Origin of the sequence: Paraburkholderia acidiphila, assembly GCF_009789655.1 — a bacterium.
In the GTDB taxonomy this organism is placed as follows: domain Bacteria; phylum Pseudomonadota; class Gammaproteobacteria; order Burkholderiales; family Burkholderiaceae; genus Paraburkholderia; species Paraburkholderia acidiphila.
In genome coordinates this window covers 1,191,468-1,215,276 of record NZ_CP046909.1, presented here as the reverse complement: position 1 = coordinate 1,215,276, position 23,809 = coordinate 1,191,468, and the positions used below count along the sequence as shown (strand labels likewise).

At 65.7% G+C, this 23,809-nt stretch carries 24 protein-coding genes and 1 riboswitch; of the genes, 18 read left to right on the top strand and 6 right to left on the bottom strand.

Features of this window, described 5'->3' with window-relative positions; all coding sequences use genetic code 11:
- Window positions 1-91 precede the first annotated feature (91 nt).
- A complete protein-coding gene (locus tag FAZ97_RS05445) occupies window positions 92-706 on the bottom strand; it encodes a glutathione S-transferase family protein (protein WP_158757534.1) in 615 nt (204 codons plus the stop codon).
- A 498-nt stretch (window positions 707-1,204) separates the two neighbouring features.
- Here FAZ97_RS05445 and FAZ97_RS05440 point away from each other — a divergent pair, with 498 nt between their 5' ends.
- From FAZ97_RS05440 to FAZ97_RS05395, 10 genes are all read left to right on the top strand, one after another.
- Window positions 1,205-1,453, top strand: a complete 249-nt coding sequence (locus FAZ97_RS05440; protein WP_158757533.1) for a hypothetical protein — start codon at window positions 1,205-1,207, stop codon at window positions 1,451-1,453.
- Between the two features lie 109 nt (window positions 1,454-1,562).
- Window positions 1,563-2,348 (top strand): class I SAM-dependent methyltransferase, encoded by a 786-nt coding sequence (locus FAZ97_RS05435; RefSeq protein ID WP_158757532.1) that lies wholly within the window; start codon window positions 1,563-1,565, stop codon window positions 2,346-2,348.
- A gap of 75 nt (window positions 2,349-2,423) precedes the next feature.
- A complete protein-coding gene (locus FAZ97_RS05430) occupies window positions 2,424-2,696 on the top strand; it encodes a hypothetical protein (protein ID WP_158757531.1) in 273 nt (90 codons plus the stop codon).
- A 1,010-nt stretch (window positions 2,697-3,706) separates the two neighbouring features.
- A complete protein-coding gene (locus FAZ97_RS05425; protein WP_158757530.1) occupies window positions 3,707-4,774 on the top strand; it encodes a LacI family DNA-binding transcriptional regulator in 1,068 nt (355 codons plus the stop codon).
- A gap of 229 nt (window positions 4,775-5,003) precedes the next feature.
- On the top strand, window positions 5,004-6,008 hold the full coding sequence (locus tag FAZ97_RS05420; RefSeq protein ID WP_233271659.1) for an ABC transporter substrate-binding protein: 1,005 nt from the start codon (window positions 5,004-5,006) through the stop codon (window positions 6,006-6,008).
- A gap of 20 nt (window positions 6,009-6,028) precedes the next feature.
- Window positions 6,029-6,853 carry an ABC transporter permease gene (locus tag FAZ97_RS05415; RefSeq protein WP_158757529.1) on the top strand — a complete coding sequence of 275 codons (825 nt, stop codon included), beginning with the start codon at window positions 6,029-6,031 and terminating at the stop codon, window positions 6,851-6,853.
- Window positions 6,854-6,881: 28 nt separating this feature from the next.
- Window positions 6,882-7,826, top strand: a complete 945-nt coding sequence (locus FAZ97_RS05410) for an ABC transporter permease (RefSeq protein WP_158757528.1) — start codon at window positions 6,882-6,884, stop codon at window positions 7,824-7,826.
- Window positions 7,823-8,863 (top strand): ABC transporter ATP-binding protein, encoded by a 1,041-nt coding sequence (locus FAZ97_RS05405; protein WP_158757527.1) that lies wholly within the window; start codon window positions 7,823-7,825, stop codon window positions 8,861-8,863. The genes FAZ97_RS05410 and FAZ97_RS05405 overlap by 4 nt, the downstream gene beginning before the upstream one ends.
- A gap of 22 nt (window positions 8,864-8,885) precedes the next feature.
- A complete protein-coding gene (locus FAZ97_RS05400; protein WP_158757526.1) occupies window positions 8,886-9,713 on the top strand; it encodes a phosphodiesterase in 828 nt (275 codons plus the stop codon).
- Between the two features lie 126 nt (window positions 9,714-9,839).
- Window positions 9,840-11,054 (top strand): MFS transporter, encoded by a 1,215-nt coding sequence (locus FAZ97_RS05395; RefSeq protein ID WP_158757525.1) that lies wholly within the window; start codon window positions 9,840-9,842, stop codon window positions 11,052-11,054.
- Window positions 11,055-11,084: 30 nt separating this feature from the next.
- Here FAZ97_RS05395 and FAZ97_RS05390 read toward each other — a convergent pair whose 3' ends face one another.
- Window positions 11,085-11,627 (bottom strand): ferritin-like domain-containing protein, encoded by a 543-nt coding sequence (locus FAZ97_RS05390; RefSeq protein ID WP_233271638.1) that lies wholly within the window; start codon window positions 11,625-11,627, stop codon window positions 11,085-11,087.
- A gap of 66 nt (window positions 11,628-11,693) precedes the next feature.
- Entirely contained in the window at window positions 11,694-11,855 is a 162-nt protein-coding gene (locus FAZ97_RS05385) for a DUF1328 family protein (protein WP_158757523.1), read from the bottom strand.
- Window positions 11,856-12,037: 182 nt separating this feature from the next.
- Here FAZ97_RS05385 and FAZ97_RS05380 point away from each other — a divergent pair, with 182 nt between their 5' ends.
- On the top strand, window positions 12,038-12,175 hold the full coding sequence (locus FAZ97_RS05380; protein WP_042264962.1) for an entericidin A/B family lipoprotein: 138 nt from the start codon (window positions 12,038-12,040) through the stop codon (window positions 12,173-12,175).
- Window positions 12,176-12,296: 121 nt separating this feature from the next.
- On the opposite strand, the gene FAZ97_RS05375 is transcribed toward FAZ97_RS05380, so the two are convergent.
- The gene (locus tag FAZ97_RS05375; RefSeq protein WP_407671802.1) at window positions 12,297-13,190 is read right to left on the bottom strand and encodes an EamA family transporter; all 894 of its coding nucleotides are present in this window, start codon (window positions 13,188-13,190) and stop codon (window positions 12,297-12,299) included.
- Between the two features lie 763 nt (window positions 13,191-13,953).
- Between FAZ97_RS05375 and FAZ97_RS05370 the strand changes: the two genes are divergently transcribed.
- The 5 genes from FAZ97_RS05370 (at window position 13,954) to FAZ97_RS05350 (ending at window position 19,581) form a co-directional block, all read left to right on the top strand.
- Window positions 13,954-14,361, top strand: a complete 408-nt coding sequence (locus FAZ97_RS05370; RefSeq protein ID WP_158757522.1) for a GreA/GreB family elongation factor — start codon at window positions 13,954-13,956, stop codon at window positions 14,359-14,361.
- 87 nt (window positions 14,362-14,448) lie between these two features.
- A riboswitch (TPP riboswitch) is annotated at window positions 14,449-14,578 on the top strand.
- A 97-nt stretch (window positions 14,579-14,675) separates the two neighbouring features.
- Window positions 14,676-16,607: a phosphomethylpyrimidine synthase ThiC gene (gene thiC / locus FAZ97_RS05365; RefSeq protein WP_158757521.1), complete on the top strand. Its 1,932-nt coding sequence runs from the start codon at window positions 14,676-14,678 to the stop codon at window positions 16,605-16,607.
- A 192-nt stretch (window positions 16,608-16,799) separates the two neighbouring features.
- Window positions 16,800-17,021 carry a glycine zipper 2TM domain-containing protein gene (locus FAZ97_RS05360; protein WP_158757520.1) on the top strand — a complete coding sequence of 74 codons (222 nt, stop codon included), beginning with the start codon at window positions 16,800-16,802 and terminating at the stop codon, window positions 17,019-17,021.
- A 342-nt stretch (window positions 17,022-17,363) separates the two neighbouring features.
- Window positions 17,364-17,744 carry a hypothetical protein gene (locus FAZ97_RS05355; RefSeq protein ID WP_158757519.1) on the top strand — a complete coding sequence of 127 codons (381 nt, stop codon included), beginning with the start codon at window positions 17,364-17,366 and terminating at the stop codon, window positions 17,742-17,744.
- Window positions 17,745-17,982: 238 nt separating this feature from the next.
- Entirely contained in the window at window positions 17,983-19,581 is a 1,599-nt protein-coding gene (locus tag FAZ97_RS05350; protein WP_158757518.1) for an L-lactate permease, read from the top strand.
- A gap of 100 nt (window positions 19,582-19,681) precedes the next feature.
- Here FAZ97_RS05350 and bamC read toward each other — a convergent pair whose 3' ends face one another.
- Window positions 19,682-20,923, bottom strand: a complete 1,242-nt coding sequence (bamC, locus tag FAZ97_RS05345) for an outer membrane protein assembly factor BamC (protein ID WP_158757517.1) — start codon at window positions 20,921-20,923, stop codon at window positions 19,682-19,684.
- Between the two features lie 389 nt (window positions 20,924-21,312).
- Between bamC and FAZ97_RS05340 the strand changes: the two genes are divergently transcribed.
- The gene (locus tag FAZ97_RS05340) at window positions 21,313-21,786 is read left to right on the top strand and encodes a DUF2844 domain-containing protein (RefSeq protein ID WP_158757516.1); all 474 of its coding nucleotides are present in this window, start codon (window positions 21,313-21,315) and stop codon (window positions 21,784-21,786) included.
- On the top strand, window positions 21,783-23,096 hold the full coding sequence (locus tag FAZ97_RS05335) for a DUF3443 domain-containing protein (RefSeq protein ID WP_158757515.1): 1,314 nt from the start codon (window positions 21,783-21,785) through the stop codon (window positions 23,094-23,096). Before FAZ97_RS05340 ends, FAZ97_RS05335 begins: the two co-directional genes overlap by 4 nt.
- A 119-nt stretch (window positions 23,097-23,215) precedes the next feature.
- Here the strand turns inward: FAZ97_RS05335 and FAZ97_RS05330 are convergent, their stop codons facing one another.
- Window positions 23,216-23,785 (bottom strand): hypothetical protein, encoded by a 570-nt coding sequence (locus FAZ97_RS05330; RefSeq protein WP_199272079.1) that lies wholly within the window; start codon window positions 23,783-23,785, stop codon window positions 23,216-23,218.
- Window positions 23,786-23,809: the final 24 nt, after the last annotated feature.

The following is a 23,809-nucleotide window of genomic DNA, read 5'->3' as shown; positions in this document are numbered from 1 at the left end:
TCGAAACCTGCGCGCAGGCACGGGGGCGGCGTCGCGCGCCCAGCCCCGCCGCACGGGGCCTCGCGCGAGCGCCGGCTGGCGCGAACGCGCTTCAGTCGAGGGGGGTGGCGACGAATTCAGGCAGCGTCTCGGCACGCGCGGAAAGCGCCGCAATCGCCGGATATCGGGCAGGATCAGCGCAGCCAGGCAGGATGTACTGATTGAAACGCCACGCAACGGCCGCCGTGATGTCGGCTTGCGTGATACGGCCGGCGCACAGCCAGCCGTCGCGGCCCGCAACGAGCTGGTCGAGCACGGCCCAGGCTGCGTGCATCTGGGCGTTCACGCGCTCGAACCACGGCTCGTGCTGGCGCTCGGCCGGGCGCAATTCGCGCTCATATACCTGCTGTATCGTCTTTTCCATGGCCGCGAGCGCGAAACCGTTCACGCGCAGGGCGAAAGTCCGCTCCTGCGTCTCCTCCGGCATGAGCCGCTGCGCGGCGGGCACCTTGCGGTCCAGGTAGTCGAGGATCAGCGTCGAGTCGATCAGCTGCGTGCCGTCGTCGTCGATGAAGGTAGGGGCCTTCACGACGGGATTGATCTGGGCAAATTCGTCGTACTGCCGAAAAACCGAAATGCTGCGGTGTTCGAACGGCAGGCCGAGCACATGAAGCGAAATCGCCACGCGGCGCACATAGGGGGAGTCCATCATGCCGATCAACTGCATGGGTTCACCTCGCACAGGAAAAAGGGGATCGGGCGTCGATCTTGCAGGAAGCCCCGCCGTATTTCAAGACACGCCGGGCGCAGCCGGGTCGCATCATGCCCCCGCCGCGCCCGCCTTTTTCCTGCTGTCCAGGCACGCGGAAAAACGGCGCCGCATGGCTATTTTGCTATTGAGCGTTGTGCAAAAACGCACCGTGTCGATGTGCCACGTCCTGCTCCGCGTGCAACGGAGCTACATTTGTTAGCAGACGTCGAATCTGACGCGTCGCGGCATTGTTGCGACGCAGCGCCCAGCCCTGCGTATGAGCGCTTTTTTGCCGTGCCGTACTGCTCAAGGCGCAGCGGCGCGCAAGGGCCAAGCGAAGGAGGCCGAAGCATTACGCAGACCGCATGAAAGCGCCATTTTGCGCGCCACATGTGCTGCAGTGCATCGCCGGGAAACTCCTGGATTCGGACGCCGAACGGCTGAGATAGTCTGAATGCACAAGGAGACGAAATCATGAGACAAGCATTCAATGTTGGTGTTGTCATCGTCCTCGCACTCCTCCTCGCGAACCGGGCCATGACACGTGTCCAGGCTCACGAGGCTGGCTCGCTGACCTGCGCCCAGGGCTCCGCGCTCGTGAAGGCCGAAGCGCTCGTACGCGGATTCGGCGAACGCGGCGCGAACAGCCAGAGCGAAAACTTCCTCTCTTCCTGTCTCGTTTCGGGCCAGGGGCAAGTCGGCGACCAGATCGCCCACGACTGAACGCCTGGCGCCAGGCGCTCATCCGGGCGCCTGGCGCGGCGCGAGCGCCTTTTGACGGCGCGGCGCACGGTGCTATGCTCGCTCGCGGACCTACCGCCGGAGCGCGCTCATGCCTCACCCGCCCAACGCCGTACACCACTCGGCTAAACAGGGCTACACGCCCGCCGCAGCGGACCACTACGTGCGCGGCCGCCCCGATTACCCGCCCGAAATCAACGCCTGGTTGCGTGACACGCTCAGCCTCGGCCCCGGCGCGACCGTCGTCGACCTCGGCGCCGGCACCGGCAAATTCACGCGGCGCCTGCTGGAAACCGGCGCGCACGTGATCGCCGTCGAGCCCGTCGCCGCCATGCGTGCGAAGCTTGCCGCCGCGCTACCCGAAGTCGATACCCGCGCGGGCAGCGCAGAGTCGCTCCCTCTCGGCGACGCCAGCATCGACGCGATCGTCTGCGCGCAGGCTTTTCACTGGTTCGCCAACCCGGCCTCGCTCGCCGAAATGCTGCGCGTGCTCAAACCCGGTGGCCGCCTCGGCCTGATCTGGAACCTGCGCGACGCGAGCGTCGAGTGGGTCGCGCGGCTCGATGCCATCGTCAACCGCGCCGAAGGCGACACGCCGCGCTACTACACGGGCCAATGGCGCAACGCCTTCCCGTTTGCCGGATTCGGGCCACTGCACGAGCAGCGTTTCGTCCAGGGCCACACCGGTTCGCCGGAGGACGTCATCGTCGCGCGCGTGAAATCCACGAGTTTCATTGCGGCGTTGCCGCCTGAAGAGCAGGCTCGCATCGAAGCCGAACTGCGCGCACTCATCAATTCGGTGCCCGAGTTGCGCGAGCAAGCCGTCGTGACAGTGCCTTACAGAACGGCAGCGTTTCACTGCGTGAAGCAACCCTGACGCGCCGAAGCCCATGACTTTGGGTTGCCAATGCCCGGGTTGGCGGAGAGAATGCTCGCGGACCACGGAGAATCTATGAAAGGTTACGTCCTGTTATTTGTAATCAGCATGCTGACGGCGTGCACATCGGTCACTGCCGTCAATTCGAGACAGGATGGACATCTGACCGTCACGAGCCGCGCGCGCTGGGATCTGGTTTCGTGGAATCACGTGCGCGCAGTCGGGCTCGGCGAAGCCGAGGACTACTGCGAAAAGCAGAAGAAGCAGTTACACACGGTCGAGATCCACAGCGAGGGTTTGCGCGGCGTGACGTCACAGACAGTAGAGGTAATATTCGACTGCATCTGATGCGATCCGCACAGTCAACTCGCTTACCAGCGCCAGGCGGGCGTTACCGCCCGCTCCCCCAGCCTTGCCGACTCGATTCCTTGCGATAGCGCAATAGTTTGTTGTCGTTCACCCTGATACCCAAAGCGCATGACCGAGCTAAACTGACGATACATTTTGTTACGTTCCGGGCGGAGTCATGTTGACCGCATTCTTTATCGCCTGCCCCTTCGGCATTGCCGCATTGTTCGGATTCGCGCGGCTGATCAACCCCATCACCGGGAAGATCGGCAATCGTTGAGTGCGCAAGCGCCTGATTACGGCGCGGTGGCCGAGCGAGCTTCGCACCGCGATTTTGCGCGGCTGTCCTGAGCTTGTTCCCGCTTTCGTCCGTTTCTCACCCTCGCCTTAGCCGCTCCCCTTTGTGCGCTCGCACGGACTTGGCCGTGCAAACAAAAAACCCGCGAAGCCTTAAGCCATCGCGGGTTTCAGGATTCCAGCGGAACCCGCTGGAACAACATCTGGTGCCGGGGACCGGACTCGAACCGGCAAGCCGTTAGGCGGCGGATTTTCGTCACACCACGTCTTTCGACGCCCCGCGCCCCTGCTAGGACGCGCGTTCGTGCGCTGGACTATGCCTTCGCCGTCGCTGAGCGCCGCGTGTCTCACGCCGCGCACCGCCTTAGGCGCCCCCCGTCTAGTCTCTACACCTTCCTGACCGCCGCTTTACGCAGCAGCCGGCTTGGCTCGGCGTTGCCTCGGCGCCTCGCGCGTAACGCGCTTGATGGCCCAGGGGGTTCGCCGAATTTGAGGGGTTCTGCACCGGCCGTTTCCGGTCGGGCACTCAATCGTCTTTTAAGTCCGCTATGTTTACCAATTTCATCACCCCGGCAGGGCGGACGCGATTCTACCATTGCGCGGCGCGTGCCCCAAAGCCACCACCGGCTGCCGCATCCGTCATCTGCCGGTCATACGCTTTTTTCATAATCGGCCCCATCGAAAACGTTTACAACGACGCCGGGGCCGCTCGCATGACGCCAACCATCAAGGATGTCGCCGCACACGCCGGATTCTCGATCGCCACCGTCTCGCGCGCGATCAATGCGCCTCATACCGTCAATCCCATCACGCTTGCGCGGGTGCGCGAAGCCATCGACGCGCTGAAGTTCCGTCCGAACCCGCTTGGCCGCCAGTTGCGCGGCGAGCGCACGCGGCTCATCGGCGTGGTGCTGCCCACGCTCGCCAATCCGGTGTTCGCCGAATGCCTGCAGGGCATCGACGAACTTGCCTCCGCGCAAGGCTTTCGGCTCATGCTGATGACCACGCAGTACGACGCCGACCGCGAGCGCCATGCAATCGAGACGTTGCGCGCGCAACGGGTTGAGGGCCTGATCCTGACCGTCGCCGACGCCGACACGCACCCGCTGCTCGACGAACTCGACGCGGACGGCCCGCTCTACGTGCTGATGCACAACGACACGAAGCGCCGCCCTTCAGTCTCGGTGGACAACCACCAGGCCGCATGCGACGGCGTGCGCATGCTCATCGCGCACGGCCACCGCCGCATCCTCATGCTGGCCGGCACCTTGGCCGCCTCCGACCGCGCGCGTCAGCGTCATGCCGGCTACGCCCTCGCGATGCGGCAGGCTGGTCTCACGCCCGCGCCGGCCCTTGAAATCGATTTCAACGCGCAAGAACTCGCGCCTTCGGTGCTCGCGCATCTCACTAGCGGGCCCGCGCGCCCCACGGCCCTCTTCTGCAGCAATGACCTGCTGGCCATGGTCGTGATGCGCGGGCTGCGCCGCGCGCGCCTGCGCGTGCCGCAGGACATGTCGATTCTCGGCTTCGACGGCCTCGCAATGAGCGAGCTGCTCGCGCCGCCGCTCGCGAGCATCGGCACGCCGAACGGCGACATCGGCCGCGAGGCGTGGCAATGCCTGATGGCGCGCATCGGCGGCCAGTACGCCGGGCCGCTCGCCACTACGCTGCCGCACACCTTGCGCGCGGGCGGCACCATCGCGGCGATCGCCCACGCGCCGCTCGGCGCGCGCGGGAGTGCGATGAATCGCGATCTCGAACTCGGCGGCGCGGTTTCGTGAGCCGCTTTATGTGCGATTAGCAGACCTGAAGAACAAACCGAATAGCCTCAACAATCCGGGCCGTGCACGTACGCGGCCCTCATCCACCAGAACGCTCTCGCAACCGACCTGGAGACCTGCCGTGACCCGCCGACTCGCCTTTGCCGGCCCGCTTTCGCTCGTAGCCGTGCGCGCCGCGCTGCGCACGCTTGCCGCGCCGTTGCGGCGCCTGACCCGCTTCTCCCGTGCCCTGCCGCTCGTCGCAAGCGCCGCAGCCCTCGTCGCCGGACTTGCCGCCTCGCTCGCGGCGCAGGCCGACGAAACCGCGATCTGCTACAACTGCCCGCCCGAATGGGCCGACTGGGCAAGCCAGATCCAGGCGATCCAGAAAGAGACCGGCATTCGCGTGCCGTTCGACAACAAGAACTCCGGCCAATCCATCGCACAACTGATGGCCGAGCAGAAGAGCCCGGTCGCCGATGTCGTCTACCTTGGCGTGTCGTCGGCATTTCAGGCGAAGGACAAGGGCGTGATCACGCCGTACAAGCCTGCGCACTGGAACGACATTCCTGCCGACCTGAAGGACCCGCAAGGCTACTGGTTCGCCATCCACTCGGGCACGCTCGGCTTCTTCGTCAACAAGGACGCGCTTGAAGGCAAGCCGGTGCCGCGCTCGTGGGCCGATCTCCTCAAGCCCGAATACAAGGGCATGGTCGGCTACCTCGATCCGTCGAGCGCCTTTGTGGGCTATGCGGGCGCGGTGGCCGTGAATCTCGCGTTGGGCGGCACGCTCGAGAACTTCCAGCCCGCTTTCGAATGGTTCGGCAAGCTCAAGGCCAACCAGCCGATCGTGCCGAAGCAGACCGCGTACGCGCGCGTGCTCTCCGGTGAAATCCCCATCCTGCTCGACTACGACTTCGACGCCTACCGCGCCAAATACAAGGACCACGCGAACGTCGAATTCGTGATCCCGAAGGAAGGCACGATTTCGGTGCCCTACGTGATGAGCCTCGTGAAAAACGGGCCGCACGAAGCAAACGGCAAGAAGGTGCTCGACTTCGTGCTCTCCGACGAAGGCCAGAAGCTCTGGGCCAATGCCTACTTGCGCCCGGTGCGCGCGAGTGCGCTCTCGCCGGAAGCGGCTTCGAAGTTCCTGCCCGCGAGCGACTACGCGCGCGCAAAGCCAGTGGACTTCGCGAAGATGGCGGCGCAGCAGCAAGCCTTCGGCGAGCGCTATCTGCAGATCATGCACTGAGACTCCAGCCGATCACTTCCATGCATGACCTCACTTTTCCGTTGCGCTGGCGCGTGGCGCTCATCGCGCCCGCCCTCGCGGTGTTCCTCGCTTTCTGGCTGCTGCCGATGATCGCGCTCGTGCAGGTAAGCGCCGACGGTCACTTCGTCGAAACTTATCTTGCACTGCTAACGAATGGCCGCTACATGGGGAGCCTCGGTGCGACCATCGCGCTCTCGGCCGCCGTGACGGCGGCCACGCTCGTGATCTCCACGATCTGCGGCCTTCTGCTCGCGCGGCGCACGTTCGCGGGGCGCCGTGCGCTCGTCGCACTGCTCACGTTTCCACTGGCGTTCCCGGGCGTGGTGGTCGGCTTCATGGTCATCATGCTCGCGGGCCGTCAGGGGCTCATCGGCGCGCTTTCGCTGCGGCTCACCGGCGAGCGCTGGGTATTCGCCTACTCGATGGCGGGACTCTTCGCGGGCTACCTGTATTTCTCGATCCCGCGCGTCATCGTGACGGTGATGGCCTGCGCAAGCCAGCTCGACGGCTCGCTCGAAGAGGCCGCCCGATCGCTTGGCGCGTCGTCGTGGCGCGTGCTGTGCGACGTGATCCTGCCCGCGCTCGCGCCAGGCCTCGTCGCCGCAGGGGCGATCTGCTTCGCGACCGCGATGGGCGCATTCGGCACGGCGTTCACGCTCGCCACCGACATCGACGTCCTGCCGATGACCATCTATACCGAGTTCACGCTCAACGCCAACATGGTGACGGCGGCGGGCCTGTCCATCGTGCTCGGCCTCGTCACGTGGGCGGTGCTCACGCTCGCGCGCAGCGTGACGGGTTCGGCCGTTGCGGCCACGGCATGAGCGCGCTGTGGCTTTCGAGGACTCCAGCATGAATTCGGTCGTCAATTCCGCAGCTTCGGCGGCACGAGACATGCACGATGCACCGGGCCAGCCGCCCGCCGCGCGGCGGCGCGTCGCGCTGCCCTCGGCGCGCACGTGGATTGCTTGCGCGCAATGGCTCGTCACACTCACCACGTGCGCGTTTCTGATCGTGCCCGTGGTGATGTCGATCGTCGCGGGGCTCACCGTCAACTACTTTCGCGGCGTGGCGAGCGGCCTCACGCTGCGCTGGCTCGACGAGGTCTGGACGCAGTATCACGCGAGCGTCTTCCTCTCGCTCGAAGTGGCGGCCGCCACGCTCGCCATCACGCTCGTGACCGGTGTGCCCGCGGGCTATGCGCTCGCGCGCAGCCGCACGCGCCTGTCGCGTTTCATCGAGGAATTGCTCGTGTTGCCCGTCGCCCTGCCCGGCCTCGCTTCGGCGCTCGCGCTGCTCGTGGTGTACGGCGGCTTCAGCGGGTTTCGCATGAGCGCGGCGTTCATCGTGGTCGGCCACGTCGTGTTCACGCTGCCGTTCATGGTGCGGCCCGTGGCGGCCGTGTGTGCGTCCGCAGACCTGCGCACGCTCGAAGAAGGCGCCGCGAGCCTCGGCGCGAGCTTCTGGCAGCGCTTCACGACCATCGTGCTGCCCAATGCGCGGCCCGGCATCGTGGCAGGCGCGCTCGCGGTGCTCACACTCTCGATCGGCGAATTCAACCTCACGTGGATGCTGCACACGCCCGACACCAAAACGCTGCCAGTGGGCCTCGCGGACACCTACGCGTCGCTGCGCATCGAAGTGGGGAGCGCCTACACGATCCTCTTCTTCCTCATGACGATGCCGCTGCTCGTGGCGATGCAATGGCTCGGCGTGGACGTACCTGGCGCCTCAGGAAAGCCAACTGGCGGGCAGCGTCTCGCAGGCCAGCAAAATAACAACAAGGATTCCGAATGAAACTCGAACCGATCCCGATTACGCTCACGCGCTGTGCGAAGACGTTTCGCGGCACGCGCGTGCTCGAACCGCTCGATCTCGCGATCGGCGCGGGCGAGACGCTCGTGCTGCTCGGCCCTTCGGGCTGCGGAAAGACCACTACGCTGCGTATGATCGCGGGTCTGGAAACGCCAGACGCCGGGGGCCGCGTGGCCTTCGGCGAAGAAGATGTGACCACTCAGCCCATCGAGCGGCGCAAGGTCGGCATGGTGTTCCAGAACTACGCGCTCTTTCCAAACCTCGACGTGCGCGGCAACATCGGCTATGGCCTGAAGATCCAGCGCGTGCCCGCCGCCGACGCGCGCGATCGCGTCGACGAACTACTCGCGATGATGCGTCTCGAAGCGCACGCGGCCAAGCCCATCAACCAGCTTTCGGGCGGCCAACGCCAGCGCGTGGCGCTCGCCCGCGCGCTCGCGCCGCGCCCGCGTGTGCTGCTGCTCGACGAACCGCTCACCGCGCTCGACGCGCGCCTGCGCGATACGTTACGCAGCGAAATGAACACGCTCTTGCGCGAGCTGGGCGTGACGACCGTCTATGTCACGCACGATCAGGCCGAGGCAATGGAGCTCGGTGACCGCATCGTCGTGATGAGCGCGGGCCGCATCGAGCAGATCGGCACGCCGCGCGAGATCTACTTTCAGCCTGCGAGCCGTGCGGTCGCACAGTTCGTCGGCACGCTCAACCGGATCGCCGGAGAATGGCAAGGCGGCATGCTGCGCACGAGCGGCGGCGCCGTGACGGCCAGCACATCCCAAACCACCGGAGCCGCCGAACTGTATTTCCGCCCCGAAGACGCCACGCTCGCCGACCCCGTCGGCGCACCATTGCGCGGCGTGATCGAACAGGCGACGTTTCTCGGCGAGCGCACGCGCCTGACCATTGGCGGCGCCGCGCCCGATGCCCTGTTCGTCGACGTGGCGGGCCGCATCGAACTCGCACGCGGCACGCCAGTCGGCATCTCGATCGCTCCCGAAGCGCTCATTGCGCTTGCGTAAATCTTACAAAACGAGGACTACCATGCTGCTCGCCCAGATCAGCGACCTGCACATCAAGCCACCGGGCACGCTCGCCTATCGCCGCGTCGATACGGCCGCGAGCCTCGCACGCACCATCGCGCGGTTGAACGCGCTCACGCCACGTCCCGACGCGGTGCTCATGACCGGCGATCTCGTCGACCAGGGTTCGGTCGAAGAATACCGGCACCTCAAAACGCTGCTCGATACGCTCGAGACTCCGTATTGGCTCCTGATCGGCAACCACGACGCGCGCGCGCCGCTGCGCGAAGTGTTTGCCGATCGGCCCGAACTGCGCGAGGGCGGCGAATTCGTCCAGTACGCGGTGGATCTTGGCGCGCTGCGCGTGATCGCACTCGACTCCATGCAGCCGGGGCAAAGCGCGGGCACGCTCTGCGAAGCGCGCCTCGCGTGGCTCGCGCAACAGCTCGAGGCGGCGCGCGGCAAACCCGTGGTCGTCGCGCTCCATCACCCGCCGTTCGACTGCGGCATCGGTCACATGGATGCGATCCGCCTCGACGACAGCGCCGCGCGCGCGCTCGAAGCGCTCGTGGCACGGCATCCCAACGTCGAGCGCGTGCTGTGCGGTCACGTGCACCGGCCCATGTTCGTGCGCTTCGGCGGCACGATCGCCTCGGCCGTGCCCGCGCCCGCCCACCAGGTCACGCTCGACCTCGCGCCCGATGCGCCCTCCACCTTCACCCTGGAGCCGCCCGCCTTCGCACTGCATCGCTACGAACCGCACGGCGGGATTGTGACGCACCACGAGTACGTCGAGACGTTCGACGGCCCGTATCCGTTCTACGAGCCATCGGGCGAGCTGATCGGCTAAATCCGCGGCTGGATGCACGACTGGCGGCGCGGTCCCGCGCCGCCAGCGCGATTGCGCGCGCTCCGGTATGATCGGCACGCTCGAAGCCTGCCTTCCGTATGACCGGGCGCCGCCCGCATTTCGCACATGTCCACACCCGATTCCGCAACCGCTGGCGAAAGCCAGTCGCTGCGCGGCCTGCTGCTCCTGCTCGCGACCATCGCGGGCGTCACGGTCGCGAACATCTATTTCAACCAGCCGCTGCTCGACGATTTCCGCCAGAGCTTCCCGGCCGGCGCCGCGTGGATCGGCGCCGTACCGGCCGGCACCCAGCTCGGCTACGCGGCCGGCATGCTCCTGCTCGCGCCGCTCGGCGACCGCTACGACCGCCGCCGCATCATCCTGCTGCAAACGGCCGGCTTGTGCGTCGCCCTGCTCGTCGCGGCCACCGCGCCATCGCTTGCCGTGCTGGTCGGCGCGAGCCTCGCGATCGGCATTCTCTCCACCATTGCGCAGCAAGCCGTGCCGTTTTCCGCCGAACTCGCGCCACCCGAGGCGCGTGGCCATGCGGTCGGCACCGTGATGAGCGGTCTCTTGCTCGGCATTCTGCTCGCGCGTACGGCGGCCGGTTTCGTCGGACAGTACTTCGGCTGGCGTGCGGTGTTCGGAGCGTCGATCGTCGCGCTGCTCGTGCTTGCGCTCGTGATCGTGAAAAAGCTTCCAAAGAGCCAGCCCACCTCGCAGCTTGGCTACGGCAAGCTGCTCGGTTCGATGTGGCATCTGGTGCTGGAGTTGCCCGGCCTGCGCGAGGCGTCGGCAACGGGCGCCTGCCTCTTCGCCGCGTTCAGCCTTTTCTGGCCCGTGCTCACGCTGCTGCTTGCGGGCGAGCCGTTCCATCTGGGGCCGCAGGCGGCGGGGCTTTTCGGCATCGTCGGCGCGGCGGGCGCGTTGGCCGCGCCGATGGCGGGCCGCTCCGCAGACAAACGCGGGCCGCGCGCGGTCATCACGATGTCGATCGCGCTGATGGCGCTCGCGTTCGTCATCTTCGCGTTTTCCGGCAAGAGCCTGATTGGCCTCGTGATCGGCGTGATCGTGCTCGACGTAGGCGTGCAAGCCGCGCAGATCTCGAATCAATCGCGCATCTATGCGCTGCGCCCCGAGGCGCGCAGCCGCGTGAATACGGTGTTCATGGTCTGCTACTTCATCGGCGGCGCCACCGGTTCTGCCGTGGGCGTGACGGCCTGGCATGCGTTCGGCTGGATCGGCGTGTGCGTGGCCGGCATCGCGTTCACGGCCCTCGCGGGCTGGATTCACCATGCAACGCGCCCGCGTATGGACGCGGGCGCACAGGCTACTTCCTGAGAGCGGCTTCTCGAGAGCTGGGCCGCAGCGCTACTTGCGCGCGTACAGCAAGTCGGTCATGTCGTCGGCATGCTCTTCCTCTGTCGCGAGGATTTGCTCGAAGATGCGCCGCGTGGTCGTGTCGTCGTGGCCGAGATAGTTGATGATCGCGCGATAGCTTTCGATCGCGATGCGCTCCGCGATCAGATTCTCGCGGATCATGTCCTTCAGGTCGGCCCCTTCCTTGTATTCCGAGTGCGAGCGCTCGACCAATGTCCCCGGCGAAAAGTCGGGCTCGCCGCCGAGTTGCACGATGCGCGCCGCGAGCATGTCGGCGTGCTGCTGCTCCTCGTTCGCGTGCTGAAGAAACTCGGCCGCCACCGACTCGGACTCGATACCCTTCGCCATGAAGTGGTGCCGCTTGTAGCGCAGCACGCACACGAGCTCCGTGGCGAGCGAATCGTTGAGCAGCTTGATCACAGTCTGACGATTCGCGGGATAGTCCGGCGTGACCGACCCCTGGTCGAGATTGCGGCGCGCTTCATCTCGCACGCGTTTGAGGTCGAACTCAAACGAAGCGTGTGTCTTCGACATCTGACTCTCCTTCGAACATGGCATGCATGAGTGGGGTTGTGCGCAGTGGGCTTTGCGTTACGTGCGTCATCCGTGCATCACGCCTAGCAATAGCGTGACCACGAAGACCACGAGGAAGATGTAGAACAGGATCTTGGCGATCTCGGCCGCGCCCGCGGCGATGCCGGTGAAACCGAACACAGCGGCAATGATCGCGATGATGAAAAACACGATGGCGTAGTGAAGCATGGCGTAGTCCTCCTTGTGGGCGGATGTGCTGCGCTATCTCGCGCCTGCATCGGGACTAGCGCAAGCAGCGGACCTGACGCGGGCGTACGCGCGGACATCCATCGAGCCACAGGGCGGCACGAATGACCGGGCACGCGACGTGCTGGACAGTCGTCTCCTTTGACACCGTGGAGGACTTCCTCATGAAACGCCTGATTGCCCTCTTTCTCGTTACCGCTTCGCTGGCAGCGCTCTCGGCCTGCAACACGATGGCGGGTGCCGGCGAGGACGTTTCCGCAGGCGGCCACGCCCTCACGAACTCCGCGGAAAAGGCGAAGTAATCGTGTCCGGCAACGATCGGTGAGCGATAAAGATGCGGCCGCCGCGCACCTCACAGGCGCGGCGGCCGCTCGCGCAAATGCGGCGCGACAACCTGAGGCGCGTCGCGAGCAGAGGCTGGACTCAGGACGTGCGGCGACGGTCGTCGAAGAGGAACGACAAACCCACGCTGCCGAGGATCAGCACGGTCGCGACAACGGTGCCGCTCGTGACCGGCTCGCCGAGCAGCAGTGCGCCGAGCGCAACGGCAACAACGGGATTGACGTACATGCAACTGCTCGCCACGAGCGGGCTGGTATGGCGGATCAGATAGCCGTACGCGACATAGGCCGCCATCGTGCCGATGAAAAGCAGGTAGAAGAACGCCACGAGCGGCAGAACGTGCAACTCGCCCATGCGTTCACCGCTAATCCAGGCGACCGAGGTCGAAATGGCGCCGCCGAGGCCGATTTGCAGCGCCGTCGCGATAAAGAGATCGGTAGGCAACCTGAGCTTGCCCGCCAGATGCGCGCCGATCGCCCAGAAGAGCGCGCCGCACAGAATCGCGAGGCTGCCGCCCGCCGAACCCGAAGCACCGCCGCCATGACTCAGGATCGCAATCCCGACGAGGCCGAGCGCGACCGCGGCCCACTCGGCCTTCGCCACGCGCCGCCCGGTAACCGCGGAGATCACGGTGGCAAAGAGCGGGACCGTTGCGACCATGACGGCCGCCGTGCCGGTGCCCACGGTGCGCATGCCGTAGGCGAGCATGCCGCTCGACAGGCCCACGAGCAGCGTGCCCACGACGCCCGCGTTGCGCACTTCAAGGAGCGTGGGCATGACGGGCCGACGGCGCATGGCAAAGACGAACAAGCCGATCCCGGCGAGCAGATTGCGCAAGCCGGAAAGCAGGAGCGGCGGGAACGAATCGAGCGCGACCTTCACGCCGAGATAGGTCGAGCCCCAGACGAAGTAGACGACCGCGAGCGAGAGCGCGACGCGCCCGGCGCGCGATTGCGGCAGCCGCACGCCGCGCACGCAACGCCATAGCGCGGCCGCGGCCTGCGGGACGATTGCGATGAAGGATTGGGGGTTCACGCGGGAAGGCAAACGGGGAGGCATCGTCATTTTGCCGCGGCACGTGAAGGGCAGGACCGCGGGCGCCCCGGCGGCAAGGCGGCGGGACGGGTAAAGCTCGACGGCATGGTGCAGATGCGCAAGAACGCGAAAAGGACGGAGTACGAAGGACACCCGGGACGGGCGAACCGCATTATGCAACAACGCCGGTCGTCGCGGATGCTTTCAGGAGGCTTTATGCGCAGTGTGTCGTTGCGTTCGCGTCACAGCGCGAACCGCGAGCCGGAACGGCCGATCGCGCACCCTATCGATGTGCCGCGACGGCAACGCGCCGCGTTAGTGAGATCGTGCTAGGATGACCAAATCTTTCGTTTAACTTTCAATATCAGACAACCCGTTCGCCATGCTTTCGCTTGTTTCGCGCCCCATCCCCGTTTTGCCGCCGCGCAGTTTGCGCGGCGCGCCGGCGTGCGCGCAAGCTGGCCGCGAGCGAACGGCGGCGCGGCCTCTGTCCATCCGCCCGCGCACCCTGCCCCCCCTGTCGGCCCCGCTCTGCGCCGCCCGGCGCCTGCACTGAACCTGCCTCCCCAACTCATCGGAGCCGTTCGGTCGGGCTCCGGGCCGATCCGTTGCGCCCCGCTGCGGCCCGCGCCCCATTGCGCCATTGCGCCCGCCAGCCCTCGCCCTTAGCTCGACTTTTATCTGGATCGTAAGGAGAACCGTCATGTCGAAGAAAATCCGCTACCTCACCGAACTCGATGTCGCCCGCCTCGAGAAGTGCGCCGCCGAACCCGGTGCCGCTCCCGCCCGCCAGGCCATGCTCGACGAACTGCTCGAGCACGCCGTGATCGTGGAGCCGCGCGACGTCGCCGCCAATGTCGTGACGATGAACTCGCAAGTCACGCTCGCGGACGAGCGCAATGGCGAAGCCCTCACGTACACCGTCGTCTACCCGCATGAGGCGAACGTCGACGCCGGGCGCCTGAATGTGTTCTCGCCAGCCGGTCTGGCGCTGCTCGGTGCGAAGCGCGGCACCGCCGTGCGCTTCACGACGCCGGGCGGCGCGGTACAAACGCTGAAGATCGAACGCATCCTGTTTCAGCCCGAAGCTTCGAAGCATTTCACGCTGTAAGTTCCGCGCAAGCGACACAACGCGCGTGGCACATCTTGCGCGCAAAGGCACTTGCCAGATCGTCGCAGCGCGGTGTATCGTTTGGCCTTGCTTACGCGGGGGTCCTGCGTCATGCGCCGCATCGAACGAAAGTCGTGCAGCGTATTTCGCGGGTGAGAAATACCCTTTGAACCTGATCTGGATAATGCCAGCGCAGGGAAGCGTCCGGACTTCGCCACATCGCTCAACGCCTCATCCATCACAGCGAAGTCCGTCCACGTTCCGTCTCGTCTCCTGCTAAGCCGCTGTTCCCACTTTCATGGAGAGAGAGACGCATGAACGCGAATCCGAAGTTCATTTCCGCCAACGCGCACGTCGACGAAGCCGCGATCGCGCCGCTGCCCAATTCCCGCAAGATCTACGTGACCGGCTCGCAGCCCGATATCCGCGTGCCGATGCGCGAGATCATGCAGGCGGATACGCCCACGGGCTTCGGCGGCGAGAAGAATCCGCCGATCTACGTCTACGACACGTCGGGTCCGTACACCGACCCGGAAGCGAAGATCGACATTCGCGCGGGCCTGCCCGCGCTGCGTCAAAGCTGGATCGAAAAGCGCGGCGACACCGAAGCGCTGCCGGGCCTCTCCTCCCAATACGGCCGCGAGCGCGCCGCCGATCCCGCGACGGCCGAACTGCGCTTCCCAGGCCTGCACCGCACGCCGCGCCGCGCGAAGGCCGGCAAGAACGTCACGCAGATGCACTACGCGCGTCAGGGCATCATCACGCCGGAAATGGAGTACATCGCGATTCGCGAGAACCAGCGCCGCGCCGAGTATCTGGAGAGCCTCAAGGCCAGCGGCCCGAACGGCGCGAAGCTCGCCGCGATGATGGGTCGCCAGCATCCGGGCCAGGCGTTCGGCGCAGCGGCCTTCGGCGCGAATGCCTTGCAGGCGATTACGCCCGAGTTCGTGCGTGACGAAATCGCACGCGGGCGCGCGATCATTCCCGCGAACATCAACCACCCGGAAAGCGAGCCGATGGTCATCGGCCGCAACTTCCTCGTGAAGATCAACGCGAACATCGGCAATTCGGCCGTGACGTCGTCGATCGGCGAGGAAGTCGACAAGATGACGTGGGCGATCCGCTGGGGCGGCGACACGGTCATGGATCTGTCGACCGGCAAGCACATCCACGAAACGCGCGAGTGGATCATCCGCAATTCGCCCGTGCCGATCGGCACGGTGCCGATTTACCAGGCGCTCGAGAAGGTCAACGGCAAAGCCGAAGACCTCACGTGGGAAATGTTCCGCGACACGCTCATCGAACAGGCCGAGCAAGGCGTGGACTACTTCACGATCCACGCGGGCGTGCGTCTGCAATACGTGCCGCTCACGGCGAACCGCATGACGGGCATCGTCTCGCGCGGCGGGTCGATCATGGCCAAGTGGTGCCTCGCGCATCACAAGGAGTCCTTCATTTATGAGCATTTCGAAGAGATCTGCGAAATCATGAAGGAATACGACGTGAGCTTCTCGCTCGGCGACGGCCTGCGTCCCGGCTCGATCTACGACGCCAACGACGAAGCGCAGCTCGGCGAACTGAAGACGCTCGGCGAACTCACGCAGATCGCGTGGAAGCACGACGTGCAGGTGATGATCGAAGGCCCGGGCCACGTGCCGATGCAACTCATCAAGGAGAACATGGATCTCCAGCTCGACTGGTGCGACGAGGCGCCCTTCTACACGCTCGGGCCGCTCACCACCGATATCGCGCCGGGCTACGACCACATCACTTCGGGCATCGGCGCCGCGATGATCGGCTGGTTCGGCACGGCCATGCTCTGCTACGTCACGCCGAAGGAACACCTGGGCTTGCCGAACAAGGACGACGTGAAGGAAGGCATCATCACGTACAAGCTCGCGGCACATGCGGCCGACCTCGCGAAGGGTCATCCGGGCGCGCAGGTACGCGACAACGCGCTCTCGAAGGCGCGTTTCGAGTTCCGCTGGGAAGACCAGTTCAACCTCGGTCTCGATCCGGACAAGGCGCGCGAGTTCCACGACGAAACGCTGCCGAAGGACTCGGCCAAGGTCGCGCACTTCTGCTCGATGTGCGGCCCGCACTTCTGCTCGATGAAGATCACCCAGGACGTGCGCGACTTCGCCGCGAAGCAAGGCGTGAGCGACGATGAAGCCCTGAAAAAGGGCATGGAAGTGAAGGCGGTGGAGTTCATCAAGCAAGGCGCGGAGATTTATCAGCGCCAGTAAGCGTTCACCTTGTCCCAGGCGGGCCCATATCCGGCCCGCCGATACATTTTCTAACGACTCCCACAACTCTCTGACAAGCGCACACACCCAGATACGGGTCGCCTGCCTAGGATGAGGGTATTGGAGGTGCGTCGTGCGCGCGAAGCGCAAGTCGCACCTCGCTCGAACGCACTATGCGTAGGGAGTCGAAAAATGAAAACGCTCAAACATGCAGGCACTCTGCTTACGGTGACGGCGCTCGTCGCCGTGCTGGGCAGTCTTTCCGCGTGCGACGACATGTCGAGACGCGACCGCGATACGGTAATCGGCGCGGGTGTGGGTGGCGTGGCCGGCGCGGCGATTGGCGGCAATGCGCTCTCCACCGTGGGCGGCGCGGCGGTCGGCGGCGTGATCGGCAATCAGGTTGGCAAGTAAGCACTAAGGCAAGCACCAAGGCCGGACGAATCGACGATGTGGCTACGCCTCTAGCCTCACGATCGATGCGACGGCACGCAACAGTAACGACACGACAGGCAACACGCCATTCAAGGCGTGCATCAGGGAAGGATGCGCGGCGCAGACCCTCACGGGCTGCGCCGCGTTTGCTTGGGTCAGGCATCAACGCTTGCACGGCGCGACGTGGAACATTCGCTTGAAACATTCCGTTAACGAGCCGCAACGCAAAACACCCATGTACGGCGTAAGCTCGAACGATCAAACGGTCCGAGCCAGAAGGCGACAATCCTGCGCGGCCGTTCGCCACTCGCGGAGCCCGCCATGAAACGTCCGTCCGTGCTTGTGATCGCCGCCGCGACCACGCTTCCCGCGCTTTCCGGTTGCTACTACTACGCCCCCTACGGCTATCCGCCCTACTACTATGGCACCGTGCCCGTAGCCGCCACACAGCAGGAAACGGCAGTCGCGCAAACCGCGCCGAACCCGGCGCCCGCCGCCGTGCCTGACGCACAGTACCCCGGTCCGCTCTATTCCACGCAGCCTGTTGCGATCGCCGTGCCCGCGTGGCCCGCCTATCCGGCTTATCCCGCCGCGTACCCGGCGTATTACCCGTACCCCGCGTACGGCTACGGCTGGGGCGCGCCCGCCGTCTCGTTCGGCTTCGGCTACTGGAGCGGCGGCGGCGGACACTGGCATCACTGAGACTCACGCGCGAAACTGTGCCGCGCGATGCGAGGCGCGATGCGCCGCAAAACGGTGCCGGACCGTACTTTCCCTCCTTGACGCGACCGTTTCGTTATCTATCCTCCAAGTGGGCTAGAGGGGATTGAAGCACCGCCTTAACTCGGCCGCCTGGCCGGGCACTCCACAGCCGACGACGCGCCCCGGCGCACGCTGCCGCATTGCTGCGCCGATAACGAACCAGCAAAAAGGAGACGTGATGTTCCACCAGCTGTTGACCCCGATCGGCAATTCGCTGCTATTTTCGTTTCTCATCGCTGTGCTGCCCATTATCACCGTGCTGGCCCTGCTCGGTTGGGCACGGCGCCCCGCCTGGCAAGCCTCGCTCGCAGGACTCGTGGTCGGTCTGATCGTCGCGATCGCCGGCTGGCAATTCCCGGTCAATCTCGCGATCAGCTCGGTGCTCGCGGGCGTGGTGTTCGCGCTGTGGCCGGTGATGTGGATCGTCGTCACGGCGATCCTGCTCTACAACATCGCGCTGCGCTCAGGCCGCTTCGCGGCGTTTCGCATGTGGCTGCTCGACAATCTGCCCAACGACCGGCGCATCGTGCTCGTCGTGGTCGGCTTCTCGTTCGGCGCGCTGTTCGAAGGGATTTCCGGCTTCGGCACGCCCGTCGCCATTACGAGTTCGCTGCTTATCATGCTCGGCTTCCCCACGCTGGAAGCCCTGACCTTCACGCTCATCTTCAATACGGCGCCTGTGGCGTTCGGCGCGCTCGGCGTGCCGATCACCGTGCTCGGCGCGGTCACGCACCTGCCCGCCGATCTGCTCGGCCAGATGGTCGGGCGCCAGTTGCCGTTCTTCGCGTTACTGCTGCCGTTCTATGTGATCGCGATCTATGCGGGCGTGGGCGGCATGCTACGCATCTGGCCGGTGCTGCTCGTTTCGGGCGGCAGCTTCGCCATTACGCAGTTCGTCACCTCTAACTTCATCAACTACAGCCTCACCGACGTGCTCTCCTCGCTCGTCTCGCTGATCCTCACCATCCTGTTCCTGCGCGTGTGGAAGCCCGCACCCGATCCGCGCTTCGCCATCAAGGTCGATCGCGCGAAGGAAACGCGCGGCACCGTGACGGGCGCGCAGGGCTGGTATCCGTGGATCATCGTCGCGGCCGTGGTGATCATCTGGACCGTCGCGAAGATCTTCACGATCGGCGACGTGAAAGTGCCGTGGCCGGGCCTCGACAAGGCCGTGTACATCACGCTCTACAACACGCCCTATGGCGCGATCTGGGACTTCCAGCCGCTCGCCACCGGCACGGCGATTCTCGTCTCGGCGATCATCACCGCGTTCGTCGTGCGCCTGAAGCCCGCCGATTTCGGCATCGCTATCGTCGATACCTGGGTGCAGACGCGCATCGCCATCCTGACGGTTGCGACCATCGTCGGGCTCGCGTTCCTCATGAACTACTCGGGGCTCACCTATACGCTCGGTCTTGGCGTGGCTTCGGTCGGCGCGTTCTTCCCGCTCGTTTCGGCCTTCCTCGGCTGGGTCGCGGTGTTCCTCTCAGGCAGCGACACCTCGGGCAACGCGCTGTTCGGCAACCTGCAGGTGGTGGCCGCGAAACAACTCAACCTCAATCCGATCCTGATGGCGGCGACCAACTCGTCGGGCGGCGTCATGGGCAAGATGATCTCGCCGCAAAACATCTCGACAGGCGTCGCCACCACGGACCTCAAAGGCAAGGAAGGCCATGTCTTCGCGAAGACCTTCAAGCACTCGATCCTGTTGACGGTGCTGCTCGGCATCCTTGTTTGGCTGCAGCAGAACGTATTCACCTGGATGATTCCGCACTGAGCCGAAGTGCCCTGCATGAAAAAACCCGCCTGCGCGGCAAAGCGCAGGCGGGTTTTTCTTTTGCCACTCAAGCCAGCGGCGGCTGGCCCAGGCGCTGGGCTTAGTGCAGTTCGCCGACCACGAGGCTCATGATCTCCTGCGCGGGGCGCGACGAGTCGATCTGGCCGTTGTCGTCAACGATAGCAATGCGCGTCTGGTTGTCCGTCACGGCACGCACGTTGAGCTTGTACTGCTTCGCGACCTTTTCCTTGCGGCCGTGGAAGATCTGGTTCCAGAAGCCCTGTTCGTCCGAACTCAGATCCTTCGGATCGACGTAGCGCACGTAGTACACGCCCTTCGTGCGATCGCGGTCGTCCACCGTGAAGTTGGCGCGATCGAGCGCGATGCCCACGCGCACCCAGGCGCGGTCATACGGCTCGCCGAGCGTGAGTTCGGTCGAGGTGTACTGACCCGAAGTGCCTTGTGCGCCCGAAGTCGAACCGCTGCCCGATTGCTGGCCGACGGCTGCGACGTTCTGCGCAGCCGTGGCGGCCGCTGCGGCGTCCGGACCCTTCGACTTCGCGTCGGTGCTCTTGCTGTTGGCCTTGGCGTCGGCTTCGGCTGCGACCTGCGCGTCGGGCACGCCCGGCTTCGCGTTCGCGAGCGTCATCATGAGGCGCTTGAGGTACTCGGCTTCGAGCGCCGGGTCATTGGGCTTCGGCACCCACTTGCTGGTGTCGTTATTGGTGCCCGAGAGCTGTTCGCTCAGACCCTTCTGGCTGATGAACACATAGGTGCCGCCGGTGGGCGACGTTTCAAGGCGCGTGCGGTACTTGTTGCGCTCGGCGGTCACGTACGAGTTCCCCGTGGCCCACGAGAGCGTGTTGCGGATCAGGCCGTCGCTGATCTTCGGATGGGTTTCGTTCCAGTCCGTTTCCATCACGCCCTTGTCGCGCTGGTCGACCACGAGCAGGAAGCCCTGTTCCTGCCAGAAGCGGCGCACCTGCGCCCAGACCTGGTCGGGCGTGCGGCTGTCGATGACGAGCCAGCTTTCCGTGCCGTCACGTTGGATATGCATGCCCGGCACTTGCGGGACCACCTGGCTCTGATCGGACGGCGGCGCCGCGGCCTGGGTCTCCTTGAGCGCGGACAGCGAGGTTTCGCCGCCCTGCGGCGCGAGCGAGCGCTGGTCGGACGCTTCGTCGAGCATGTTCGGCGGCACAGCGAGCGATGACTGCTTCGCCTTGGCGTCACTACGGTAATCGATCTTGCCTGGCGTCGGCGAGCTGCAGCCGGCGACCAGCCCGCCCGCCATCAGAAGCGCAAGCGCGCGTGCGGCAAGACGTTGATGAAAATCACTCATGTTCGGGTAATCCCTTCGGCTACGCCACGGCCAGTTTCCGTGGATCAACCAAACATTTTACCGGTCCGGCGGCCCGCTGTGCAAAAACGACGGGGTGGCACGCAATCGCGGTTCAGCTTCAGCGGCAGCGACGCCCGCCAGAGCGGATCCGCGACGCCGCAGATCGGCCTCTTCGTAACATTCATCCACATTCGATTCGGCACCGCGAATCTGCTGAATCACCACTAATTCCCTTTTGGATCAATGCCCTAACTCCAGTCCACGTCAAGACGCTTTCTTGCGCCGCGCCGCTCTGCCAGTCCGGGACGCTTGCGAGAACGAACCCGGTGCTAATTTCACAGCGAAATCTCAAAAAAAGAGATTCATAAAAAGCAGGACCGGAGAGCGTCATGAAAACTTGCAGCCTCATCCAGGCGGCCCGCGCCGCGGCCTTCGCCTGCGCGCTCAGTTGCCTGGGCTTCGCCGCCGCGCCGGCTCGCGCCGCGCTCGGCGACACCGCAACGGTGCCGGCCGGCGCCGCGCAGCGCGTTGTCGGCGGCGGCGCGGGCCGCGTCGTCAGCTATGTCGACGACGGCGGCACGACCATCAACGAATACGTGGGGAGCGCCACCGGCACGGTGTTCGCGTACACGTGGCTGGGTCCGGCTCAGCCCAACGTGGAGACGCTGCTGGGCCGCTACGCGGTCGACTGGCGAAGCGCCGCCGCAGCGCTTCACGCCGCTGGCCGCGACGGCCTGCACGGCACGCGCGTAGAGGGCGCGCAGGTCGTGGTCGAGACGGCCGGCCATATGCGCGCCTACGCGGGACGCACATGGCTGCCCGCCGCGCTGCCCGCGGGCGTGAGCGTTGGGGACCTGCAATGAAGACCCGTACGCAGCGCCAACCGCACGCGCCCGGCATAGGACGCCGCGTCGCGCTTTTCGTGCTTTGCACTTTGCTGACGGCTTGTGGCGGCGGAGGAAGCAGCGCGACCTCCTCTGCGAGCACAGGCGCCGGCACACCCGCCAGCGCCCCGGTCTCCGCAAGCGCGGCGAGCCCCGTGAGCACACCGTCGACTACCAGCTCGAGCGGCACGGTACCGCAATCGACCACGCCCAACGTCGTGGCCGTCACGGTCGGCCCGACGCCTACCTCGACGCGCAACATGCTGATGGCGAGCGTCACGGTCTGCGTGCCGGGCACCACGAACTGTGCGAGCGTGGACAACGTGCAGGTCGATACGGGCTCGCAGGGTCTGCGCCTGCTGGCTTCCGCGCTGCCGGCCGGCTTCGCGCTGCCCGCCGTCCCAGCCGGTGCAAGCGCCGACATCGCGGGTGAATGCGCCGTGTTCGGCACGGGCTATACGTGGGGAGCGGTGCGCAGCGCCGACGTGAAGCTCGCGGGCGAAGTGGCCGCCGCGCTGCCGATCCAGTTGATCGCCGACCCGGCCGTGCCGGCCTCCGCACCCGCCGGCTGCACCGGCAGCGGCCTTGCGATGAACAGCGCCGCCACGCTGCGCTCGAACGGCATCCTCGGCGTGGGTCCGTTCAGCGCCGATTGCGGCGCGTCCTGCGTGAATGCGGCAGTCACGCCGTGGTACTACGCGTGCCCGGCAAGCGGCTGCACGGCAAGCGCGCAACCGCTCGCGCAGCAGGTCAGCAACCCGGTGGCGGGTTTTGCCACCGACAACAACGGCGTGGTCATCGATCTGCCGGCCGTGGCGGACAGCGGCGCGTCCGCGGTGAGCGGGTCGATGATCTTCGGCATCGGCTCGCAGGCGAACAACGCGCTCGGCAGCGCGAGCGTGCTGCGTGCGAATTCGGGCACCGGCTATGTGAAGACGACGACATCGGACGGCACCGTCTATTCGCTGAGCTATCTCGACACGGGCTCGAATGCGCTCTACTTCAACAGCTCGACCATGACGCGCTGCGGCTTCTGGTATTGCCCGAGCTCGCCCGCAAACTTCGACGCCACGATAGCCGGCATAGACGGCGTAGGCGCTTCGGTGAGCTTCTCCGTCACAAGTTCGACCACGCTCCTCGCCACCGGCAACTGGGCGTTCAGCAATCTGGCCGGCTACAACGCCAGCGCGTTCGGCTGGGGGCTGCCGTTCTTCTTCGGGCGGCGCGTATTCACGGCGATCGCCTCGCAGACCACGCCAGCCGGCAACGGGCCGTTCTTCGCGTTCTGAGCGCGCTGGCAAACCGCCGTACAAACGACGAAGGCCTCTTACGAGGCCTTCATGCGCGCAGATTGCGCGAACCGGAAAACGGTACAACGAACGGCGGAAGTTCGCCTTAGTCGTTCCCCTTAGTCGTCCGCCGCGTTCGGGTCGGGCGTAGTCTTCGCGAGCGGCGCCGGCGCGAGCCAGCGGAACGTCGCGAGGCCAGACTCGTTGAAGGTGCACTCCGCTGCCGTTTGCGTCACGCGGGCCTTCTTGATGCCGAGTTTCGCGGCCAGCACGGCGACCGGCGTGGTCGGCTTGCCCCCTGCAGCGCTGTCCTGGGCGACGGGCGCCGTGGGCACCGAAATCGTGCCGGGCAATGCCCCCGCCTGCACGGACGGCGCCGTGATGGTCGGCGCCTCCTGGGCGCTCTGCGCGGCAGCGGACGCCGCGGCCGATGCAGACGCCGCGGATGGCGCGGACGCAGCCGCAGCGCCCGACGCCGCGCCGTTCTCGAGCTGCCCTTCGATCACCACGCGCGCGCCACGGTACGTCGTCGCGCTATGCGTGACCTTCAGGTCGCCGAGCGTCGTCTCGGCAAGGCGGTTACGCATCTCCTCTTCGCAGGTGCTGGTGTTGCGGTACTGCGCCGCGCATCCCGCGAGCAGGGTGACGGCGGCCGCGAGGCCGACGAGGCATGCGTTACGTTTGTTCATTGCTCATCCGTTTTTCAGGCTGCG

Bases quoted from the DNA above. Each gene is read 5' to 3' on its own strand.
- FAZ97_RS05330 (WP_199272079.1), bottom strand. From the start codon at position 23,785: ATGAACAAACGTAACGCATGCCTCGTCGGCCTCGCGGCCGCCGTCACC.
- FAZ97_RS05385 (WP_158757523.1), bottom strand. From the start codon at position 11,855: ATGCTTCACTACGCCATCGTGTTTTTCATCATCGCGATCATTGCCGCT.
- FAZ97_RS05335 (WP_158757515.1), top strand. From the start codon at position 21,783: ATGAAGACCCGTACGCAGCGCCAACCGCACGCGCCCGGCATAGGACGC.
- bamC (WP_158757517.1), bottom strand. From the start codon at position 20,923: ATGAGTGATTTTCATCAACGTCTTGCCGCACGCGCGCTTGCGCTTCTG.
- FAZ97_RS05390 (WP_233271638.1), bottom strand. From the start codon at position 11,627: ATGTCGAAGACACACGCTTCGTTTGAGTTCGACCTCAAACGCGTGCGA.
- FAZ97_RS05370 (WP_158757522.1), top strand. From the start codon at position 13,954: ATGTCGAAGAAAATCCGCTACCTCACCGAACTCGATGTCGCCCGCCTC.
- FAZ97_RS05445 (WP_158757534.1), bottom strand. From the start codon at position 706: ATGCAGTTGATCGGCATGATGGACTCCCCCTATGTGCGCCGCGTGGCG.
- FAZ97_RS05440 (WP_158757533.1), top strand. From the start codon at position 1,205: ATGAGACAAGCATTCAATGTTGGTGTTGTCATCGTCCTCGCACTCCTC.
- FAZ97_RS05360 (WP_158757520.1), top strand. From the start codon at position 16,800: ATGAAAACGCTCAAACATGCAGGCACTCTGCTTACGGTGACGGCGCTC.
- FAZ97_RS05350 (WP_158757518.1), top strand. From the start codon at position 17,983: ATGTTCCACCAGCTGTTGACCCCGATCGGCAATTCGCTGCTATTTTCG.
- FAZ97_RS05425 (WP_158757530.1), top strand. From the start codon at position 3,707: ATGACGCCAACCATCAAGGATGTCGCCGCACACGCCGGATTCTCGATC.
- FAZ97_RS05395 (WP_158757525.1), top strand. From the start codon at position 9,840: ATGTCCACACCCGATTCCGCAACCGCTGGCGAAAGCCAGTCGCTGCGC.
- FAZ97_RS05340 (WP_158757516.1), top strand. From the start codon at position 21,313: ATGAAAACTTGCAGCCTCATCCAGGCGGCCCGCGCCGCGGCCTTCGCC.
- FAZ97_RS05415 (WP_158757529.1), top strand. From the start codon at position 6,029: ATGCATGACCTCACTTTTCCGTTGCGCTGGCGCGTGGCGCTCATCGCG.
- thiC (WP_158757521.1), top strand. From the start codon at position 14,676: ATGAACGCGAATCCGAAGTTCATTTCCGCCAACGCGCACGTCGACGAA.
- FAZ97_RS05430 (WP_158757531.1), top strand. From the start codon at position 2,424: ATGAAAGGTTACGTCCTGTTATTTGTAATCAGCATGCTGACGGCGTGC.
- FAZ97_RS05380 (WP_042264962.1), top strand. From the start codon at position 12,038: ATGAAACGCCTGATTGCCCTCTTTCTCGTTACCGCTTCGCTGGCAGCG.
- FAZ97_RS05400 (WP_158757526.1), top strand. From the start codon at position 8,886: ATGCTGCTCGCCCAGATCAGCGACCTGCACATCAAGCCACCGGGCACG.
- FAZ97_RS05435 (WP_158757532.1), top strand. From the start codon at position 1,563: ATGCCTCACCCGCCCAACGCCGTACACCACTCGGCTAAACAGGGCTAC.
- FAZ97_RS05410 (WP_158757528.1), top strand. From the start codon at position 6,882: ATGAATTCGGTCGTCAATTCCGCAGCTTCGGCGGCACGAGACATGCAC.
- FAZ97_RS05405 (WP_158757527.1), top strand. From the start codon at position 7,823: ATGAAACTCGAACCGATCCCGATTACGCTCACGCGCTGTGCGAAGACG.
- FAZ97_RS05355 (WP_158757519.1), top strand. From the start codon at position 17,364: ATGAAACGTCCGTCCGTGCTTGTGATCGCCGCCGCGACCACGCTTCCC.